This window comes from Bacillus sp. SSR7 (assembly GCF_055902415.1).
In genome coordinates, this window is the sequence record NZ_JBVVXV010000017.1 from 94,367 (window position 1) to 115,044 (window position 20,678).

General features: G+C 37.3%; 23 protein-coding genes and 1 other annotated feature. Of the genes, 5 read left to right on the plus strand and 18 right to left on the minus strand.

The window, feature by feature from the left end:
• Window positions 1-44: 44 nt before the first annotated feature.
• Window positions 45-440: a GerW family sporulation protein gene (gene ytfJ / locus AC0NJG_RS23770; RefSeq protein WP_000350005.1), complete on the minus strand. Its 396-nt coding sequence runs from the start codon at window positions 438-440 to the stop codon at window positions 45-47.
• A gap of 12 nt (window positions 441-452) precedes the next feature.
• Window positions 453-1,091 (minus strand): DUF2953 domain-containing protein, encoded by a 639-nt coding sequence (locus tag AC0NJG_RS23775; protein ID WP_087954096.1) that lies wholly within the window; start codon window positions 1,089-1,091, stop codon window positions 453-455.
• Window positions 1,092-1,296: 205 nt separating this feature from the next.
• Here AC0NJG_RS23775 and AC0NJG_RS23780 point away from each other — a divergent pair, with 205 nt between their 5' ends.
• A complete protein-coding gene (locus AC0NJG_RS23780; RefSeq protein ID WP_087954095.1) occupies window positions 1,297-2,100 on the plus strand; it encodes an NAD kinase in 804 nt (267 codons plus the stop codon).
• A 194-nt stretch (window positions 2,101-2,294) separates the two neighbouring features.
• On the opposite strand, the gene AC0NJG_RS23785 is transcribed toward AC0NJG_RS23780, so the two are convergent.
• The 8 genes from AC0NJG_RS23785 to AC0NJG_RS23820 all read right to left on the minus strand — a co-directional run bounded on the left by AC0NJG_RS23785 (window position 2,295) and on the right by AC0NJG_RS23820 (window position 11,886).
• Entirely contained in the window at window positions 2,295-3,863 is a 1,569-nt protein-coding gene (locus AC0NJG_RS23785; protein ID WP_087996646.1) for an amidohydrolase, read from the minus strand.
• A gap of 70 nt (window positions 3,864-3,933) precedes the next feature.
• Window positions 3,934-4,365 carry a VOC family protein gene (locus AC0NJG_RS23790; RefSeq protein ID WP_087954093.1) on the minus strand — a complete coding sequence of 144 codons (432 nt, stop codon included), beginning with the start codon at window positions 4,363-4,365 and terminating at the stop codon, window positions 3,934-3,936.
• Window positions 4,366-4,471: 106 nt separating this feature from the next.
• Window positions 4,472-6,058: an acyl-CoA synthetase MbcS gene (gene mbcS, locus AC0NJG_RS23795; RefSeq protein WP_087996644.1), complete on the minus strand. Its 1,587-nt coding sequence runs from the start codon at window positions 6,056-6,058 to the stop codon at window positions 4,472-4,474.
• Between the two features lie 256 nt (window positions 6,059-6,314).
• Window positions 6,315-6,512 carry an alpha/beta-type small acid-soluble spore protein gene (locus AC0NJG_RS23800; RefSeq protein ID WP_000124489.1) on the minus strand — a complete coding sequence of 66 codons (198 nt, stop codon included), beginning with the start codon at window positions 6,510-6,512 and terminating at the stop codon, window positions 6,315-6,317.
• An 80-nt stretch (window positions 6,513-6,592) separates the two neighbouring features.
• Window positions 6,593-7,807 (minus strand): tRNA uracil 4-sulfurtransferase ThiI, encoded by a 1,215-nt coding sequence (gene thiI, locus AC0NJG_RS23805; protein ID WP_000989288.1) that lies wholly within the window; start codon window positions 7,805-7,807, stop codon window positions 6,593-6,595.
• Between the two features lie 6 nt (window positions 7,808-7,813).
• Window positions 7,814-8,956: a cysteine desulfurase family protein gene (locus AC0NJG_RS23810; protein WP_000638965.1), complete on the minus strand. Its 1,143-nt coding sequence runs from the start codon at window positions 8,954-8,956 to the stop codon at window positions 7,814-7,816.
• Window positions 8,957-9,124: 168 nt separating this feature from the next.
• A complete protein-coding gene (gene ezrA / locus AC0NJG_RS23815; RefSeq protein WP_001970967.1) occupies window positions 9,125-10,837 on the minus strand; it encodes a septation ring formation regulator EzrA in 1,713 nt (570 codons plus the stop codon).
• A 206-nt stretch (window positions 10,838-11,043) separates the two neighbouring features.
• Window positions 11,044-11,886 carry a LysR family transcriptional regulator gene (locus AC0NJG_RS23820; protein WP_087954091.1) on the minus strand — a complete coding sequence of 281 codons (843 nt, stop codon included), beginning with the start codon at window positions 11,884-11,886 and terminating at the stop codon, window positions 11,044-11,046.
• A gap of 124 nt (window positions 11,887-12,010) precedes the next feature.
• On the opposite strand from AC0NJG_RS23820, the gene AC0NJG_RS23825 reads away from it, so the two are divergent.
• Window positions 12,011-12,955, plus strand: a complete 945-nt coding sequence (locus AC0NJG_RS23825; RefSeq protein WP_087954090.1) for a DMT family transporter — start codon at window positions 12,011-12,013, stop codon at window positions 12,953-12,955.
• An 11-nt stretch (window positions 12,956-12,966) separates the two neighbouring features.
• Here the strand turns inward: AC0NJG_RS23825 and refZ are convergent, their stop codons facing one another.
• On the minus strand, window positions 12,967-13,605 hold the full coding sequence (refZ, locus tag AC0NJG_RS23830) for a forespore capture DNA-binding protein RefZ (protein ID WP_429681226.1): 639 nt from the start codon (window positions 13,603-13,605) through the stop codon (window positions 12,967-12,969).
• 147 nt (window positions 13,606-13,752) lie between these two features.
• On the opposite strand from refZ, the gene AC0NJG_RS23835 reads away from it, so the two are divergent.
• Window positions 13,753-14,232, plus strand: a complete 480-nt coding sequence (locus tag AC0NJG_RS23835) for a GAF domain-containing protein (RefSeq protein WP_173601211.1) — start codon at window positions 13,753-13,755, stop codon at window positions 14,230-14,232.
• Between the two features lie 62 nt (window positions 14,233-14,294).
• Here AC0NJG_RS23835 and megL read toward each other — a convergent pair whose 3' ends face one another.
• A complete protein-coding gene (gene megL, locus AC0NJG_RS23840; RefSeq protein ID WP_087996642.1) occupies window positions 14,295-15,473 on the minus strand; it encodes a methionine gamma-lyase in 1,179 nt (392 codons plus the stop codon).
• Between the two features lie 398 nt (window positions 15,474-15,871).
• Here megL and rpsD point away from each other — a divergent pair, with 398 nt between their 5' ends.
• Complete coding sequence (gene rpsD, locus AC0NJG_RS23845) at window positions 15,872-16,474, plus strand: 30S ribosomal protein S4 (RefSeq protein WP_000135311.1); 603 nt, start codon at window positions 15,872-15,874, stop codon at window positions 16,472-16,474.
• Window positions 16,475-16,528: 54 nt separating this feature from the next.
• Here rpsD and AC0NJG_RS23850 read toward each other — a convergent pair whose 3' ends face one another.
• The gene (locus AC0NJG_RS23850) at window positions 16,529-16,657 is read right to left on the minus strand and encodes a hypothetical protein (protein WP_000050944.1); all 129 of its coding nucleotides are present in this window, start codon (window positions 16,655-16,657) and stop codon (window positions 16,529-16,531) included.
• 149 nt (window positions 16,658-16,806) lie between these two features.
• Between AC0NJG_RS23850 and AC0NJG_RS23855 the strand changes: the two genes are divergently transcribed.
• Complete coding sequence (locus AC0NJG_RS23855) at window positions 16,807-17,109, plus strand: YjdJ family protein (protein WP_140421144.1); 303 nt, start codon at window positions 16,807-16,809, stop codon at window positions 17,107-17,109.
• A 77-nt stretch (window positions 17,110-17,186) separates the two neighbouring features.
• Here the strand turns inward: AC0NJG_RS23855 and tyrS are convergent, their stop codons facing one another.
• From tyrS to AC0NJG_RS23880, 5 genes are all read right to left on the minus strand, one after another.
• Window positions 17,187-18,443, minus strand: coding sequence for a tyrosine--tRNA ligase (gene tyrS / locus AC0NJG_RS23860; RefSeq protein WP_001994474.1), 1,257 nt, complete (start codon window positions 18,441-18,443; stop codon window positions 17,187-17,189).
• Between the two features lie 70 nt (window positions 18,444-18,513).
• Window positions 18,514-18,743: a binding site (T-box leader), on the minus strand.
• A gap of 77 nt (window positions 18,744-18,820) precedes the next feature.
• Window positions 18,821-19,066: a hypothetical protein gene (locus AC0NJG_RS23865; RefSeq protein ID WP_474063533.1), complete on the minus strand. Its 246-nt coding sequence runs from the start codon at window positions 19,064-19,066 to the stop codon at window positions 18,821-18,823.
• Window positions 19,047-19,592, minus strand: coding sequence for an RNA polymerase sigma factor (locus AC0NJG_RS23870; RefSeq protein WP_000057192.1), 546 nt, complete (start codon window positions 19,590-19,592; stop codon window positions 19,047-19,049). The genes AC0NJG_RS23865 and AC0NJG_RS23870 overlap by 20 nt, the downstream gene beginning before the upstream one ends.
• The gene (locus tag AC0NJG_RS23875; RefSeq protein WP_308902001.1) at window positions 19,573-20,028 is read right to left on the minus strand and encodes a hypothetical protein; all 456 of its coding nucleotides are present in this window, start codon (window positions 20,026-20,028) and stop codon (window positions 19,573-19,575) included. The genes AC0NJG_RS23870 and AC0NJG_RS23875 overlap by 20 nt, the downstream gene beginning before the upstream one ends.
• Before the next feature lie 92 nt (window positions 20,029-20,120).
• A complete protein-coding gene (locus tag AC0NJG_RS23880; RefSeq protein WP_474063539.1) occupies window positions 20,121-20,669 on the minus strand; it encodes a GNAT family N-acetyltransferase in 549 nt (182 codons plus the stop codon).
• Between the last annotated feature and the right edge of the window lie 9 nt (window positions 20,670-20,678).

Sequence of the window (20,678 nt, forward strand, 5' to 3'; positions counted from 1 at the left end):
AAAAAAATTAAAGAAGCTAATCCATTGATTAGCTTCTTTATTCGTTAAATTTGAAATTCCGGATCGTCTTCTTTTCGTTTATCCATCATTTCTTTCACTTTATCAACAGCTTGTGGCGCTAATTCAATTATTTTATCGATGACATGTGTTTGCTTATCTAAATGTAACACTTTTACGCCTTCTCCATTTATAACGAGAAAAGCAACAGGATTAATAGAAACTCCTCCACCGCTTCCCCCGCCAAATGGATGACGGCCTGAATGTTCTACTTTACCAAATTCACTTCCACCAGCAGCAAATCCAAAGCTAACTTTTGAAACGGTAAGAATTACACTTCCATCTGCCGCTTTAATTGGATCGCCCACAATTGTATTTACATCAGTCATTTGTTTTAAATGCTGCATTGCGGTTGTCATTAAACCTTGAATTGGATGGTCCACTTTATATCCCCCCTATGCTTGCACAGATTTTTCATTCACACCAGATCTTTGTCTTCTCATAAACGTGAGTAATTTTATTCCTGTTTTTATAGCACGGAATATACGAAAGGATGCTGTTAATTCACATCTTGACGCAAACCCTTTCCCTTGAAAAACAGGAGTAATTTCAAATTCTGGTACGTCGACAATATGCATATATTGTCCTACAACTCCAGCAGCCATTCCTTTTGTTCCCCATGCATATCCGGTAACAATTCCAGTACTAGCCGCATCACCTGCACCGATTTGCGTGTGCCATCTCCAACCATTGATTTTCACTCGTTTGAGAAAATCTTTAACGATAGTATGAACTTCTTGAAGCTTTTTTATCAGTTCCCCAATGCTATCAAGTTGTGCCATAATTTTATTATCAAGTCCGCCATCCTCTTCAGCTTTTTCGATTTTTTGCCCTGTTTTCTTCTGTTGCTTCTCAATTCTTTCCAACACATCAAATGTATAGCGAATCATCCATATTTTCACTTGAAACAAACATTGCTTTTCCATTTCTGAATATAAAAATGTCACTTTAAGCTTTATTTTCGACAATAGTATAAGCAAAATAAAAAGGAGAAGAATTATTATTCCAATTACGAACCACTTCATACGTATCATCCTTTCACTCCGTATCCATTATCGACAACTTTATTCATCATTAAACAGAGTTTTATAAGATTGAATATAAAAATTTTTCTAAAAATAAAAAGGTATTTTGACAATTTATATCGAAATATATTATTTGAACATATCATCAGGGAACGGACTCTAATGATATGTAGCACGAAGCATAGAAAATTTAACTGCAGTGGAGGGATACATAATGGCAGATCGTCGCAATTTATTTTTCTTTTATGGTGATGACAAAGCAAAGCTCGTTGAAAAAATGAAACCAATCTATCGTATTTTAGAAGAGAATGGATTTACCATATTAGATCATCCAAAAAATGCAAACGCTATCGTCAGTGTTGGAGATGATGCAACTTTCTTACAAGCCGTTCGTAAAACTGGTTTTAGGGATGATTGTTTATACGCAGGGATTTCTACGAAAGATGAAATTTCATTCTACTGCGATTTCCATATTGATCACGTCGATACAGCCCTTCAAGAAATTACAAAAAATGAAATTGAAGTGCGAAAATATCCAACAATTCAGGTAGACGTAGATGACAGTACATCTTTCCATTGTTTAAATGAGTTCTCATTACGCTCTAGCATTATTAAAACATTCGTTGTAGATGTTCACGTTGATAATTTATATTTCGAAACATTTAGAGGTGACGGTTTAGTTGTCTCTACTCCAACAGGAAGTACAGCTTACAATAAATCGTTACGTGGTGCAGTTGTTGACCCGCTTATCCCTTGCTTCCAAGTAAGTGAATTAGCATCTTTAAATAACAACACATACCGTACACTTGGTTCACCGTTCATTTTAAATCACGAACGTACATTAACTTTAAAACTAAGACCTGATGGTAACGATTATCCTGTTATCGGTATGGATAATGAAGCGCTTAGCATTAAACAAGTGGAAAAAGCTGTTGTACGCTTAAGCGATAAACAAATTAAAACAGTTAAATTAAAAAACAACTCTTTCTGGGAAAAAGTACAGAGAACGTTTTTATAGTATAAAAATAACCGTAGAATTATAAGGTCCCATAATTCTACGGTTATTTATTTACCACCGATTGGCGCGGACAACAATTTTTCGCTATCCGGCCGTTATTCTTGTCAGTTTTTGTCGGCAAGTCGATATATTTGAATAATCGCTGATATATTTCGAGTTACGGTCGATATATTTCGAAAATCGCTGATATATTTTTACTCATCTTTTCTATAGACGACTTTGCCATCTATTACGGTCATCTCTACTTGTACTTCTTTTATTTCTTCTGCCTCTATTTCAAAAATATTGCGGTCTAATATCGTAAAGTCCGCTTCATATCCTTTTGTAATTTGCCCTTGCTTCGCTTCTTTTCCGATTGCATAGGCACTTCCTGTTGTAAATAAAGAGACAGCCTCATATGCCGTTAACCTTTCCTCTGGCATATAGCACACACCGTCAATAAAACTTCTACGTGTAACAGCGCTATATATGCCTAGAAACGGATTTACTTGCTCAATTGGAGCATCAGATCCACCGTTACAATGTAATCCTGCTTCCAGTAACGTCTTCCAAGCGTACGCATAACGAAGACGATGCTCGCCTAATTTTTCAATGACTGATGGAAAATCCGATGAAACAAAGACTGGCTGTATATCAATAATGGCTTGTAAGCTTTTCATTCTTTCAATTAACTCTTCACGAGCTAGCTGACAATGAATAATGCGGTCACGTAATCCTTCTGCTGACGGATACAATTCAAGCGCATCAATCACATACTCAAGCGACAAATCACCAATTGTATGAATGGCAACTGGCATATGTAAGTCTCGTGCTTTTTTCACTAACTCTGCAAGCTCTTCACGGGAGAAAATGGCAACTCCATTTGTTTCCTTCGCATCTTCATACGGTTCACTTAATAAAGCTGTTCTTCCGCCAAAAGAACCGTCAGAAAAAATTTTCATCGCACCAAATTCAATATAATGCTCATTTTCATATTCCTTTCGTTCCTGTGCTACTTCATGGTGAACGAGTAAATGTGCTTTAAATGGCATTTCCTTTATGACATGAGCAAACGCATTGTGCGTTTTTCTAAAACCACCGTAATAATTTAAATCTTCCGTATGCCCACCAACGAGGCCATATTGCCAGCAATCTTTAATCGCTGTTTGCAAAGCGCTTTGTAAATAAGCTTCATCAATTTCAGGCTGCACATGTTTAATTAACTCTTGTCCTTGTTCATATAAAAGCCCTGTTAACATATTTGATGAATCACGGCCAATTTTCCCGCCTTTTGGATCTTCTGTCGCTTCTGTTATATTTGCTTCTTGCAGTATGTATGAATTCACCCATGTAACGTGACGGCAAACTCTCTTTAATAAAATGGGATGTTCTTTCGAAATTTCATCTAAATCTTTCAAATGAACATCTTTCGTATCTGTAAAGTTATTCTCATTCCAACCTTCTCCAATAATCCAAGAACCTTTTGGTGCTTCTTCTACGCGCTTCCGAACGAGAGTCAGCACTTCGCTATACGATGTACAATTTGATAAATCTAGACGAAGTAATCTCTCCCCGTGACCAATAAGATGCATATGGCTATCAACGAGGCCTGGAATCATTGTTTTGCCTTTTAAATCATGCAATGTAACCGCAGCATATCGGTTTTCTAACTCTTCTTTACTTCCAACATCAACGATTATACCGTTTTCAACGTAAACAGCGTCCAATTTTTCATTTTCTTCTCTCATTGTATAAATGGTGCCGCCATACCAAATTTCTCCCATATATCCCATCTCCTTTGTTTTCATTGTATAAAAAAAAGCACCATTTCAAAACATGGTGCTTTTCTAAACATTACTTTTGTTCAGTAGTAGACGTTGTAATTTGCCATTCAATATTAAATTTATCTTTTACTTGTCCGTATGCTGGGCTCCAGAACGTTTCTTGAAGTGGCATAATAACTTCGCCACCTTCTTGTAACTTGTTGAATACTTCTTTCGCTTTTTCTGCATTACTAATTTGAATTGCGATTGTTACTTGAGATCCAATTGCATGTCCTTTACCTGGGAATGTATCAGAAATCATAAGATCCGTATTACCAACTTTTAAAGTAGCGTGTAAAACGCGCTCTTTTGCTTCAGCTGGAATCGGGTATTCTGGATTTTCAGGCATATCACCAAACGTTTGCATGACTTCTACTTTTGCATCTAACGCCTCTTTATAAAACTGTACAGCTTCTTGCCCACTACCATCTAAAACTAAGTACGGATTAATACCTAAAATCATACGGACACCTCATTTTTTTAATTTATAAAACCGAACTTACGTTCGTTTTTTTATAATATCATATGCTTAATACTTCATTCAACTATTTATTTCACTATTTTCAAAATTATTTTGATGGAATCTCCATCTCTTGTTTCCTAAGCTCAATACGGCGAATTTTTCCAGAAATCGTTTTTGGTAGTTCATCTACAAATTCAATTTTGCGAGGGTATTTATATGGTGCAGTAAGCTCTTTGACGTGTTGTTGGAGTGTTGGAATTAATGTTTCTTCGTTCTTTTCTATATTCTCTCTTAATACGATAAATGCCTTCACGACACTCCCGCGAATTTCATCAGGACTTGCGACAACCGCACATTCTCTTACGTAAGGATGTTTTACAAGTGCATCCTCTACTTCAAACGGCCCGATTGTATAACCAGAGCTAATAATGATATCATCACCGCGCCCTTCAAACCAGAAATAGCCGTCTTCATCTTTTTTCGCTTTATCACCTGTAATATAATAATCACCGCGGAATTGCATCGCTGTACGCTCATCGTCTTTGTAATATTGTTTAAAGAGGGCGGGCGTTTCAATGTGAACTGCAATATCACCAACCTCGCCTACTTTAACTGGAACACCTTCCTCATTTACGATATCAACGTGGTTACCTGGCGTTGGTTTTCCCATTGATCCTGGTCTAATATCCATCCCTTTCATTACACCAACAAGCAATGTATTTTCCGTTTGCCCATAGCCGTCTCTTACTGTAATATGAAAGTGCTTTTGGAACGTTTTAATGACTTCTCTATTTAACGGCTCACCTGCGGATACAGCGCTATGTAACGCCTCTAAATTGTACTGTCTTAAATCTTCTACCTTTGCCATTAATCTATACTCAGTCGGTGTACAACAGAGCACATTCACCTTATTATCGTCTAATAAATTTAAATACGTTTTTGGTTCAAACTTACCGTGATATACAAATCCTGTTGCCCCTGATCCTAGCGTTGCTAAAAACGGGCTCCAAATCCACTTTTGCCAGCCTGGACTAGCCGTTGCCCACACCACATCATTCTCTTCAATTCCGAGCCAATTTGGAGCGCTCGTACGTAAATGAGCGTATGCCCACGCATGTGTATGAACAACACCTTTTGGATTTCCTGTCGTTCCTGACGTGTAAGATAAAAAGACCATATCTTCTTTATCTGTCTTCGCCATTTCTAACATGTCACTCTCTGTTTCTAACGCTGTTTTTAAATTCATCCATCCATCTACTGACTGCTCGCTCAGAACGAATTTTTGAAGAGATTCCATCGCTTCTATATCATCAAACTGTCCAATGTACGGCTCATAACTTACGATTGCTTTTACTTCCCCGTGTCCAATGCGGTATTCAATATCCTTTTTGCGCAACATTTCCGAACTCGGAATTACGACAAATCCTGCTTTAATCGCAGCAATATACGTCATGTACGCCTCAATTAAACGCGGCATCATAATGAGGAGCTTGTCCCCTTTTTGCAGACCACTCTTTATAAAAGCGTTTCCAATTTTATTTGCGCCTTTCATTAACTCAGCGTATGTAACTTCTCTTCGATTCCCTTTATCATCTTGCCAAATTAAAGCAAGCTTCTCTTTATCACCTGTATATTTCTCTATTTCAGAAACTAAATTATAAGACGGTGGTGCCAACAATTCCTCTCTCTTCATAAACATCCTCCTTTTTCTTTATGCCTCCCTTATATAATAAAGAATTTTCTGTCAATTTTGAACCCTCATCTTTTGACAAATTTTTTAGTTCTGTCGAATTGATAAATGAAATTATATGGATTATTTTTTAAATATATCAACGAAAAATTGAATATATTGACGTTTCGACAAAGGGTATCGCCTTACCGACAAATAGCGACACAACACAAAAAAGAAAGAGCGGGAGAACCCGCTCTTTCTAAGCCATCATATGGGATTATTTTTGGTAACCGCCTAATTGTTGCTCAGCTAGTGAAACTAGACGTTTAGTGATTTCGCCACCAACAGAACCGTTAGCGCGAGCTGTTGCATCAGCTCCAAGTTGAACACCAAACTCTTGAGCGATTTCGTATTTCATTTGGTCTAATGCTGATTCAGCACCAGGAACCGCTAATTTATTTGTGCTACGTGCCATGTTATATCACCTCCTTGTGAGTATAGAGTGTGATAAATAACATGACTTCATACACGTTTCAGATATGGTAATTTATGGTTTTAGAAAAGTTCTTCGAATTTTTCTTCTTCCGCCACTACTTCTACCGTTTGTAATACCATTGTTTCTTTGTTCGCTACAGCTTCATCGATTAATGGTGTGAAATCGTATTTCGCTTCAAAACGATTCGCTTTTTCACGCTTCGGCTTCGTCGCTGGGCTTGCTGGTGTAAATACTGTACAGCAATCTTCGTACGGACGAATTGAAATTTCATATGTGCCGATTTCTTCAGCGATTTTAATAATCTCTAATTTATCCATCGTAATAAGTGGACGAATAACTGGATAGTTTGTTACTTCGTTAATCGTATGCATACTATCTAATGTCTGACTTGCTACTTGTCCAAGACTTTCACCAGTCGTGATTGCTAGCGCGTTACGCTCCTCTGCGATACGCTCTGTAATACGCATCATCATACGGCGCATAACTGTCATTGAATAGCTAGATGGGATTTCTTTATTAATCGTTTTTTGCACTTCTGTAAATGGAACAAGGTGAAGTGTTACACGTTTACAGTATTTCGTTAACTCTTGTGCTAAATCGATTACTTTTTGTTTCGCGCGCTCACTTGTGAAAGGTGGGCTATGGAAGTGAACTGCTTCCACAGATACGCCGCGTTTCATCGTTAAGTATGCTGCTACTGGGCTATCAATACCGCCAGAAAGAAGTACCATTACTTTTCCGCCAACACCAACTGGTAAACCGCCAGCTCCCATACGCTCATCGCACATAATGTAGCTATAACCACTGCGAATTTCTACACGTACATTTACATCTGGATTATGAACATCTACAGTAATATCTTCTGTATTTTCTAGAATGTGTCCACCAATCTCAGGTAATAATTCCATCGTTCTCATTGGGAAATGCTTATAAGAACGGTGTACAGTAATTTTAAATGTTTTCACATCGCCTTTTACTTGTAAGAAAGCTGCTAATGCACCTTTTTTAATATCTTCTAATTCCGATGGTACTTTCATCGCTAAGTTAAACTTATGAATACCAAATACATCTTTCAATCTTTCAGATACCGCTTCATGATCTTCGCCATTTAATTGGATGTACATACGGTCATGTGTTGCATCAATTTTAATATTTGGGAATTTTTTCAGTTTGAACTTCACGTTATCTTTTAATGTGCTTACAAATTTAGAACGGTTCTTACCTTTAGTCGTCATCTCTCCATAACGAACTAAAATATATTCATATGTCATCATATTCCTTTACCTCATCACTTCATATAATTTTGGCATCGTCTCTTTCACAATACCTTCAAATTGCTTAACTTCTTCCATCGTATTTTCTGGTGCCAAACTAATACGAATAGCACTTGCAGCAGCGGCATGTGGTACTCCCATTGACACTAACACTCTGCTCACTTCATTTGCTTTTGAAGAACAAGCAGATTTCGTTGATACATATACACCGTGTTCTTCTAAAGCATGAACGACCACTTCTGGTTTTAAACCTACAAATGATACATTTAAAATGTGCGGTGCTGCATATGCAAGCGACGTATTAATCGTTACATCTTCCATCTCTTTAAAGAAACGAACAAGCTCTGCTTGTAAACTTTGCAAATGAGCTACCTTTTCTTTCACTTGTTCCATTGTCATGCGAAGTGCTTTCACCATCGCTACAATGCCAGGTAAGTTCTCTGTGCCAGAGCGATACTTCAGCTCTTGTTGACCACCTGATAAAATTGGATCTAACCTTACGCCATCACGTACATAAAGAAGACCCGTTCCTTTTACACTGTGGAATTTATGTCCAGATATTGAGCAAAGATCAATATGAGAAGCGTATAAATTAAGCGGTACTTTTCCTATCCCTTGTACATGGTCCACATGGAATCTTATTTTCGGATAATTCGATAATAACGTTCCAATTTCAGCAACAGGCTGAATTGCTCCAGTCTCGTTGTTCACGTGAATAATTGACACAAGAATCGTATCTTCACGAAGTGCCCGTTTTACATCCTCTACCGATACAACACCATGCTCATTAACCGGTAAATATGTTACATCAAAACCGAGATCTTCTAATTGTTTATATGCTTCAAACACAGACGCGTGTTCAATATTTGTTGTAATGATATGTTTACCGCGCGAACGATTCCTCATCGCTATCCCTTTAATCGCAAGGTTATTCCCTTCCGTTCCACCTGATGTGAAAATAATCTCAGAAGGTTTAACGTGAAGAAGCTGCGCTGCAATTGTTCTTGATTGTGTTAATAGACGCTCTGCCTCTCCTCCAAGCGAATGAATAGAAGAAGGATTCCCAAAATATTTCCCTGCAACCGTTACGTACGATTGAAGAGCTTCTGGATATGGCTTTGTCGTCGCACTATTATCAAAATAGATCATCGTTCTTCCCCTTTCAGCGCTGTCACATCATATAATCATATCACAAATACGTGTCATTACGCCAAGACTACTAAAAGGTTCCGTTATATTTTAAAACGAATAACCTTACTGTATTCCGCTATTCATTATAGCAACATCGCCTGAAAAATTACACAAAAAAACAAACCCTTATGAAAGGGTTTGTTCATTGTCTACATATTCAGCTATTTTTTGAACAACGCCAGGCTCAAGTTGCTCTAGTACAGACGCCGCTTGTTCTAAAGCTGCATCGTATTGATATTCACGGAATAATTTCTCCGCATAATTTAAGCTCTCTGCAAGGTTCTCATCATGACTGCGGTAACGATTACCGTATTGAATTAATTTTTCAACTAAATACGCTTGTCCAATTAACTCTTCTGTCATTTCAGCAACACCATTAACAGTTGTGTAAGCTTCTTCTAAACTGCTATTTACAGCATTCATATTTAACGGCTTCACTTCTAATTGCTCATATACAGCTTGCATTGCCATTTGTCCTCTTTTTAAATCTTCCATAATACTCTCTGGAAGACCTGGCAAATTCGACTTTTGCATAAAGCGTTTCGTTTCGAAAATAGTATTTCGCATTTCTTGTAACTTCTCACGTGCTTCAAATTCTTCTTTACGCATCGTTTGCAGCATTTCTTTATATTCTGCATGAAGTACTTTTAATGTTTCACATTGCTCATAAACCTCTTCTAGTTCCTCACGAATAATAGAGAAGGCAATATCTTGTTCCGCAACGCGTAATTGCAGCATTTCAAAACGTTTCATTAAAATGTGCATTTGCTTTTCAATTACTTTTTGAGACTCAATGTCCTTATCTTGTAACTGATAACTTTGTTTCACAAGTTGCGTTTCTGCTTTTGTTTCAATCGTTTCAGTTCGAATTTCTTCTAAGTCTTCATAAACAGAAAGTGTTTTTTGCTCCACATAATGTCTCGCATGCACTTCTTGTTCCAGTTGATCATAGAAGCCATCTAAACGCGTTTTTAAGTTTTCTACTTTTTCAGCCGCTTCCGTTATGTGAAGCTCTTGTATATCCATTAAACATGTTTGTAGTTGTTTCGTCATATCGCGAACTTCTTTAGGGACTTCCAAATAATCTAATACATAACCTTGTCTTACCATATCATTATGTCCGTGTAATAAATCTTCCAGCTGAACTGGTAACGTCGCTTGACACTCTACCAATAAATCTGGAATTTGGTGAATAATGATTTCTAAATCTGCTAAACCTTCTTCCAAACTAATAACAATTTCTCTCGCTTTTAAATAGTCGCCATTGTTTGTTGCTTCTTCAAAGGTTTTAAATTTCTCAGATTCAGCGTCTAGCATCTCTTCGATTTTCTGCTCTGCTGCTCCATACATATGTCTATGAGCAAGAACACTCTTCTTCATACTACGATATGTATCACGTAACCCTTCAATTTCTGAGCTATTTTTTTCATGGCTTTCTAACAATTGCTGTAATTCATTTAAAATGTCTGTAATACGATTATCAGCGTCATCTAAACCACTTATGGATTCATTCATCGCATGCTTTGCTTTTCGGAAGGAGAATTGCGAGGCGAATTTTCGCGCTTGCGCTAAATCTTTGTCAGCTTTCGGAATGGTTGTTGATACAATTTCATCCCATTCTTCACGCCATTTACCAAACAGTTCTTCTGTTTGACCCGTCATATTTAAATCTTTCACCCGTTTTAGTTCATCTGCCACAGGTTTATCTTTTATCTCTTGTTTCCACTGCTCAAGTGCTTCGATATCTTTATATGAACGATTTCTTATCACAAGCTCTATCATGAGCAGCACTAGAATAGAGCTTACTACAATGATAACGATCGTCAGGATAGAATCCATGCAAAAAAGCCTCCTAGTTATATCTCTTTTTTTGTCCGTTCCGTTTATGAAATGGAAGGCATTATGTATAAAAAGGGAATTCCCCTATATTTAACAACTAACAATGTACTAATCATACCATGTAATGGTTTGTTTTTGACCTAGTTTTTTTAAAATTTCATGTTTCTTTCAATGCAATTGTAATCTTTCTCAATATTCCGTTTGGATTACCTCTCATCATCAAATGAATGAACTAAATGGCCTTCTTCCATATGAGATGCGAAATAAATTTTGCGCACAAGTGGCGGTTCAATAGAAATCGCCTGCACATTTCCTTGCCTTACCGCTTGCTCTACTGCTATTTCTGGAAGTAACGTAATGCCAAGTCCAGCACTGACCATCGCAAGCATCGGTTCTGCATAAGAAGTTTCAAATGCAATGATCGGTTTCGTCCCTATCCCTTGAAACATATTCGTAATCATTTTTCTTACATCGCAGATTTCTGGGTATACGATTAACTTTTCATTTTGCAAATCTTCCATTCGGATTACTGTTTTCTCTTTATAAAGATGATCATTTGAAACGACACAAACAATTTTTTCTTCTCGGATTTCTTTTATACACGTAGCACTTTCTACTGCTGAATCGATGAACATCGCTTCAATCTTCCGTTCTTTAAAGAGTCCCATCAGTACTTTCGTATGCTCAATTTTCCATTCTACTTCGAACCCGTCACCTAATATATCTTTACACTTTGATATGTAATGTGCTGCTAAACTTGGCAATATGCCTATAGAAATGTTCCGCTTCTCTTGAAATTTCTTCATCTCAGCTTTCACTTCATGTATGTGTTCCAAAATCGGTAACATTCTTTTTATAAATAGCTCTCCAGCACTTGTTAATTCCACTCCTTGCGCGGAACGCTTCAGTAAAGTAACTTCTAAATCGGCTTCTAATCTTTGAATTTGTTTACTAAGCGCCGGCTGCGAAATATGTAAAATCTTACTCGCCTTTGATAAACTTCGCGTATTCTTTACTTCAATAAACGATCGTACTGCCTCCAAATCCATCGTACACACCTCTAACAAAAAGTTATAACTGTCATAAAGAATCGATATTTCCTTCTATAAACAATTACTCTTTATACTTATTTCATCAACTTACTATAACGAAATGTAAAGGGGAAAGATACTCTTGAACAAAAAACAAATGCTACTCGGATCCCTCCTATGCTTACTTGCCGTAACGGCTTGGGGATTTATGTTTCCTGTCATGGCAAACGCCTTACAATTTATCGATCCGTTCTTCTTCACAACGATTCGCTATGGATCAGCAGCTATTATTTTTCTTATTTTGCTATTCACTACTGAAGGAAAAAATTCACTCCGCTTAGAAAAAAGAACACTTTCGTTATTCTTTTACGGAACGGTCGGCTTCGCTGGATATGGTTTTCTCGTTTTTTACGGCCAACAACTTGCCGGACCTTCTGGAGCCATCCATGCCGCGATGATTCAGTCTCTTATGCCACTCATCGCTTTATTATTACAGTGGATAACGAAAAACAAACGCCCACAAAACTACACATTCCTTTGTATGTTCGTTGCACTTATCGGTGTTATGCTTGTCATTTCAAAAGGAAATATTCACTTATTATTTGGAGCTGCCAGTCACCTCACAACAAATATACTTATGCTGTGCGGCGTTACTTGCTGGGTCATTTATACAAACGGTGGTGCTAGTTTTCAATCTTGGTCACCACTGAGGTACACGACGTTAACTTGTTTATTTGGCTCAATTTCACTCATTGTTATCGTCACTTTCTTTACTTACACAAACGTCATTACTGTACCGTCACTACGTACAATTATGAACGTTCGTTTTGAACTCTTGTATATGTCGATTATTGCAGGTGTTATCGCTGTATTTTGCTGGAACACAGGAAATCGCTATATTTCATCTATTAACGGCATATTATTTATGAATTTAGTTCCTGTACTTGCACTTATCGGTTCCATCTTTCGAGGTTATACAGTCGACAAAATTGAAATTGCCGGAGCTTCATTAACAATTATCGCGCTATTATGCAACAATGTATGGCAAAGAAAAGAAAGCACAAAAATCCCCACCTCAGTTCGTTAGGTGGGGATTTTTCACATATGAACAGCTCTTGGCCATTGCTGATACATATTCGTTATACATAATGTTTGTTCCATCCATTGTTCAATTTCTTTCGTGTACATTTCTAAGAAAAATGTCTCAGACGGAAAAGAATGCAGTACTTCTGATATATATTGCGGATATAAAAACGGCATATTCATCATGCCTTTTAATTGCGTCATAAACATTGTAAAAGATACCTTCTTAAACTCTCGTTTCATTTGTCCTTGCTTTATGATTTGCTCTATATAATATCTTTCTTTAGAAAAGTAAATGGTCATCACTTCTCGAATTAATGTCGTATCAAGCGACAGCTCTCGGTAAAAGAAACGTGTCAGCTCCCTATTATCAAATTGATATCGTAAAATCCCGCGCACCATTTGCACCATCACATCTTTAGCCGACAAATACTCTCTCTGTTCAAAGGACGTTTCAATCACATGAATATACCCTTCTAAAAAATCCGTAATAAGCTGCTCTAATAGGCCTTGCTTTCCAGCAAAATAATATGAAATATTCGCTACATTCACATCCGCTCGCTTTGCAATGTCTCGCACCGACGTTCCATCATAACCTTTCGTGTTAAACAACGATATTGCCGCATCAATTACTTTTTGTTTCGTCTGTTTCATGCGCTCACTTCCTCTCACTGAACAGCTATAGTGTAAATTTCTTGACTTTTAAGACAAATTCCTTTAATTTTCTATCGACAAAGTCATGTGAAATACATCGTATTTTGCTAATATTTTACACATCTCGATAAAAAAGGAGCTGTTTCCATGTTTACTAAAGAAAGTTATGTAGGATCTCGCGTGCAGCAATATGAGACAGTAATTAAACAACTGGATGCATTATTAACTGGCGAATCAAACGTAGTCGCAAACTTATCAAATGCGTCCGCATTATTAAACCAATTTTTGGATCGTGTGAATTGGGTTGGCTTTTACGTAACAGAAGGAAATCAGCTTGTTCTTGGACCATTCCAAGGAATGCCTGCTTGCGTGCGCATTCCATTTGGACGAGGCGTTTGCGGCGTTGCAGCTGAAACGAAAACAACGCAGCTTGTAGCAGACGTTCACCAATTCCCAGGACATATCGCTTGCGATAGTGCTTCGAATTCAGAAATCGTCGTACCGATTATTAAGGATGGGAATGTCATTGGTGTACTTGATATTGATAGTCCTGAAAAAAATCGTTTCGACGAAGTAGATCAGCGCTATTTAGAAAAGTTTGTGGAAACACTCCTAAAACATATGTAACAAAAAAAGAGCTAGTTATCGATTAAGTACATTACGTACAAAACCGATAGCTAGCTCTTTTTTTATTGATTACTAACCGTAGATATTTTCTTTAACGCTTGCTCTAAATCAGAAACGATATCCTCCCACGATTCTAAACCGACAGATAAACGTATTAAATTATCATAAATGCCCATTTCTTGTCTTAAATCAGCTGGAATCGCAGCGTGCGTCATTGTTGCCGGGTGCTGAATTAACGTTTCCGTATCTCCTAAACTTACCGCAATTGTAATAAAGTGAAGGTCATTAATAAACGCCTGCGTCTCTTCTTTCCCGCCTTTAATTGAAAAAGATATAACGCCGCCCCCACGTTTCATTTGGCGAGATGCTAACTCCCCTTCTGGATACCAAACATCTTCTACCGCATCATGATTTTTTAGGAACGATACAATTTTTTCTGCATTATCACAATGGCGATCCATTCTTACCGCTAACGTCTTTAATCCGCGTAACAATAACCATGCATCAAACGGCGCCATAATACCGCCGATATCTTTTCGCATCGGGCGAATTTTTTCAGCTAACGCTTTCGTTTTACAAATTGTTACACCCGCTACCACATCACCGTGACCACCAATATATTTTGTCGCACTATGAACAACGGCGTCACAGCCAAGTTCAAGCGGTCTTTGTAAATAAGGTGAACAAAACGTATTATCAACAATTACAAGTAAACCATTTCTCTTTGCAACCTGAATCACTTGTTTTAAATCAATTAATTTCATTGTCGGATTAATCGGCGTTTCAACGAAAATAAGCTTTGTATTTGGACGAATTTTATTTTCAATATCAGCCTCTGTCTCCATATCACAAAACGAATGCGTAATCATAAATTTTTCTTCTAACACTTCTAAAAAGCCGTACGTGCATCCATATAATCCATTTGAACAAATAATATGATCTCCAGCTTTTAAAAAACCAATTAACGTCGCGGAAATAGCTGCCATACCGGATCCGAAAGCAAGCGCTTCTTCTCCTCCTTCTAACACCGCCATACGTTCTTCAAATAATTTCACAGTTGGATTTCCAAGTCTTGAGTAAATATAAGATGGATCCACTCCCGCAAAACTCGCTTCTCCTTGCTGCGCAGTTTCAAATGTAAATGTAGACGTTTGAAATAAAGGCGGTGTCAAACTTCCTTTATGTTCCTCTGATGTATAACCGTGATGAATTAACGCTGTCTCCATATGCTTCTTTTTCATAAAAACATCCCCTTTTATGTTTTTATTGCCGCATATTCATCAACAAAAATTTGATGAACGTTTTTACTACATTTTATGTAAGCGTTTTATTTGTGTTTCTATCTCTTCTTTTATATCGTTTTAAATTCCTTCTTGTTCATTTCCAAAATTTATATGCATAAAACAAAAACGTACTCGCTTGACGAAACTCTGGGTAAAAGATATAATAGCGTTTGTGTAAAATAAAAAGGCAGCCTTGTAATGTGAGTTTATCGTTTGTATTTTGTTCCTCTACGGAGGTGTATCTCGTAACTCCCTGCTGCTGGAGCGAAGGTACATGAAAACAAAATGCCCGTAAATATCGATTACGTCTGTTTTTATTTTACGTAAATAAAAACATTTTAAAGGAGGAGTCAACTATGGCTCGTTATACAGGTCCAGCTTGGAAACTGTCTCGTCGTCTTGGAATCTCTCTAAGCGGCACAGGAAAAGAATTAGAAAAACGCCCTTACGCACCAGGTCCTCACGGTCCTAACCAACGTAAGAAACTTTCAGAATACGGTTTACAATTACAAGAGAAACAAAAACTTCGTCACATGTACGGCATGACTGAGCGTCAATTCCGTCGCACATTTGACCAAGCAGGTAAAATGCCTGGTAAGCACGGCGAAAACTTCATGATCCTTCTTGAAGCTCGTCTTGACAACTTAGTTTACCGTATGGGCTTAGCTCGCACTCGTCGTGCAGCTCGCCAATTAGTAAACCACGGTCACATCATGGTTGATGGCGCTCGCGTAGATATCCCATCTTACCGTGTAAAACCTGGTCAAACTATCAGCGTTCGCGAAAAATCTAACAACCTTGTTGTTGTTAAAGAAGCGATCGAAGTTAACAACTTCGTACCAGAATACTTAACTTTCGATGCTGACAAATTAGAAGCTACTTACACTCGTCACGCTGAGCGTGCTGAGTTACCAGCTGAAATCAACGAAGCATTAATCGTAGAGTTCTACTCTCGTTAATGACAAAAAGCCAATCCTGTGGATTGGCTTTTTTCGTTTATATATAAAATAAAATTATTTATTTTCCTCTTTCTGAACATATACATAAGCATCTTTCTGCTCTTTATGTACATCCACCTTCGAATTCTCTGCAAGCTGACCCGCATTTAGCAAAGAAAAAATAATGAGCGCTTCTAGTGACATTTCGTTTTACCACTCCTTTCTAGTTGTTATACATTTATCATACCGCTTACATGTGATTTCCGTATGAACTCGAAAAGGAGATTACAACAAAATGGTTACAGACATATGAATGCACGCTATAATAACCATTAAATAGGAGGTGGATTCTTTTGACAATAAACCAAATGGTTCAGTTAGGCAGTGCATGTATGCTATTTATTACTTCGGCACTTATGAGTTGGTATCAGGGAAGTAATTTGATAGATTATCCTGATGAATGGAAATATAGCGCTAAGTTTACAAATTACTTCAAAGGCACCGTTTCAAATTACGAAGATATTTATCAAATCGACTTCTTTATATATGCAGCAAAATTTTATCCAACAGCATTTATCGTTATGCTTATTAGTTTACTTTATATGCTCATATTAATTCTTTATGTTCTATTTAAAAGAAAAGATCCGGCAATTTAAACCCATACATAAAAAACCCGAATCATAAACTTTTCAGCCTACAATTCGGGGTACTATTTGTTTATATTCGTTTCTAATTAGTAACGAATTAAGAAATATTTCTTTTTACCGCGGCGAATGATTGTGAATTTACCTTCGATGCGGTCGTTTTCTGTTACAACGTAGTCTAATGCTTGTGTACGCTCACCGTTTACGTAGATTGCGCCGTTCGTTACATCTTCACGTGCTTGACGTTTTGATGGAGAGATTTTGCTTTCTACAAGTAAGTCGATTAATACTGTATCTTCTGCAGTACGTTCTACAGATGGTACGTCTTTGAATCCTTGCTCGATTTCACTTGCAGTCAGTTCTGCTACAGAACCGCTGAATAATGCAGCTGAAATTTTAATCGCTTGCTCTAATGCTTCTTCGCCGTGAACAAGTTTTGTCATTTCTGCACCCAATGCTTTTTGTGCTGCACGTTTTTCTGGTGCTTCAGCTACTTGCTTTTCAAGCTCAAGAATTTCTTCATGAGATAAGAATGTGAAGTATTTTAAGTATTTAACAACGTCGCGGTCATCTGTGTTAATCCAGAATTGGTAGAACTCGTAAGGAGTTGTTTTCTCTGGGTCTAACCAAATTGCGCCGCCTTCTGTTTTACCAAACTTCGTACCGTCAGATTTCGTAACAAGTGGAATTGTTAAACCGAATGCTTTTGCATCTTCTTCTGATTTACGGATTAATTCAAGACCAGCTGTAATGTTACCCCATTGGTCACTACCACCGATTTGTAAGCGGCAATTATGGTGTTGGTATAAGTTTAAGAAGTCGTATGATTGTAAAATCATATAACTAAACTCAGTAAATGAAATACCAGTTTCTAAACGAGATGCTACTGTATCTTTTGCTAACATATAGTTTAAACCGAAGTTTTTACCGATATCGCGTAAGAATGAAATGACATCTAAGTTACCAAGCCAGTCATAGTTGTTAGCCATTGTTGCCGGGTTGTCCACGTTTTCGAACTCTAAGAAGTTTGAAAGTTGGTTTTTGATACTTTCTGTGTAGTAAGCAACTGTATCTTTCGTATTTAATGTACGTTCTGCTTTTTTACCACTTGGGTCACCGATCATACCAGTACCACCGCCAACAAGTGCGATTGGTTGGTGACCAGCTAATTGGAAACGACGTAACATTAATACTGGTAACATATGACCGATGTGTAAGCTATCCGCTGTTGGGTCGAAACCACAGTATAATTTAACGCTTTCTTTTTCTAATAATTGCTCAAGGCCCTCAGCGTCAGTTTGCTGATTAATTAGACCGCGAAATTCAAGATCTTGTAAAATACCCATATCCTACATACTCTCCTTTAAGTTCATTACTGGCGTGAAGGTTAAAAACATAAAAAAATCGCCCCTTCAAATAAGGGACGATTTTGATTATCGCGTTACCACCCTAGTTGCAGACCAAAAAAAGCCTACCACCTTATTTACATAACGGCTTAGCACCGTCTCTTCCCTTTTGAATACAATTCAATCGAAAAAAGATGCTCTAGGGGCGTAATTCGCGATCATCTATGTGCTGATTTTCACCGGCCATCAGCTCTCTAAAACAGGGAAATGATCACTACTTCTCCCTTTCCACGCTCAATTATTCATATACTTTTCTTTATACCATCATTTATATAGGCGTGTCAAATAGAGGTCAGGTTTCTCTCCTTGCCAATCCTTTACAGCGTCATAAAGAGCATCGTAATCAGAGAAAGAATTGGAACCCCAACTAATAACGATACATGAAACACAATTGATAAATCATTCCCAAGCGTAGCCTCCACAGGATCTTTCGCCGGGGAACCAAGAAACCCGATTAATCGATCGAATCGACTTACCGTTTTTGGAAAATCCGGTATTTCTACATGGTCACCATCTAAATGTTGCTTTAACTTATATTCATTCTTAAAGGGATTTTCGCTCAATTTCATCCACCTCCAGCAATTGTTTCAATTTCTTTATCCCGTTATGAAGTCTCGACTTCACCGTTCCCACCGGAATATCTAATACCTCTGCAATTTCTTTTTGCTGCATGTCATGATAATAAGAAAGGATTAGGACTGCTCTTTGCTCTTCTGGAACTTTCAAAATTGCTTCTCTTACTGTGAGCCGATCTTCGTGAGAAAATTCTTTTTCCTGAATCGGCACTAAAAACGGCAAAAGCGTACGCCACTTTTTTCTCCTATTTAATTTATTAATCATAAGACGATAACCGATTTGAAATAAATACGTTTTTATTTTACCTTTTTCAGGTTCATACATATGTTTCTTACGCTCTAGCGTCAAAAACGTATCTTGGACAAGATCGATACTCAATTGTTCATCTCGGTTAAATCGATATAAAAATGTGTATAGCGCTGGTTTGATTAAAACGTATAGTTTTTCCCCAGCCTGCTTATCTCCACTTTGATACGCAAGCATAAGTTCCTCCTCAATCCCAATCTGCGCCATGATTTTTGATCTCCTTTATTCCTTTTAACGTTAATGAAATACGGGAAATTAAATAGCAACTTGCGACAATAATCCATACTTGTGATTGATTCGTAAAAAATTGAACGTACGGATTTTGAATTGTCTCGCCGGTTGAAACTAAAATATTTAATGCTTGCACACATATACATGCATACACTGCAAGACAAGCCGAAATTGTATCAAATACATTCCAGCGAAAATACACCTTTGTTTTTGTAAAATCAATTTTATATCCATTTTTCCGTACGATATGTTTTCTATCAAACGGAATAATGATGGAAAACATAACAATCATCATAACCCCAGCTGTAATCATCGACACTTTAAATCCGATTGGCATCGGTAATAATAGACCACAAGAAAACACAACTATAGTTCCAATGAATGCAAAAGTAAGAAGTAATTTATTAGACATAAAAAAGCCTCCCTCATCTATTCTTTCATAAATGTATACAGACGAGGAAGGTGCTTCGTTCAAATATTATTTTATTTTTTTACTATAATCTTTTATGCAAACCAATCCTTTTTATATAATACATAATGATTTTCTAAAAACATTTTATTGTATTTAGGGAATAAGCACTCCACTTGTTTCTCCAATTTAAATCCTATTTGCTCCATAGATTTGCATGAATTGATATTTTTATCCCAAGCCTGCGCACGGATCTCATCTACATCTAAAGTTAAAAATAAGTAATTATATATTAAATTCCTTGCTTCTCGATTGACACCTGTACGCCAAAACTTACGTGCAATCCGCTGAGCCTCTGCCCTCACAATTAACTTTTTATTTTCATCCACCGTTGGCACAGAGATCCAATATGTCCCTACCATTTCCTTTGAGTGTTTCATTATAATTGACCAAGCTATAATATCTTTCAAATTTTTATAAGTATGTAACAGCTCTTTCATTTCATTACCATCTTTCGGGATCGTATTCGCTGTCCAACGATGCATATCAGGATCTTTCATTACCTCATACCACTCAGTGTGATCCTTTTCCGGTTCTACAGAGCGTAAGTATACTATGTCTCCTTCTAAATTTGGTATCTTCATCTTCATCTA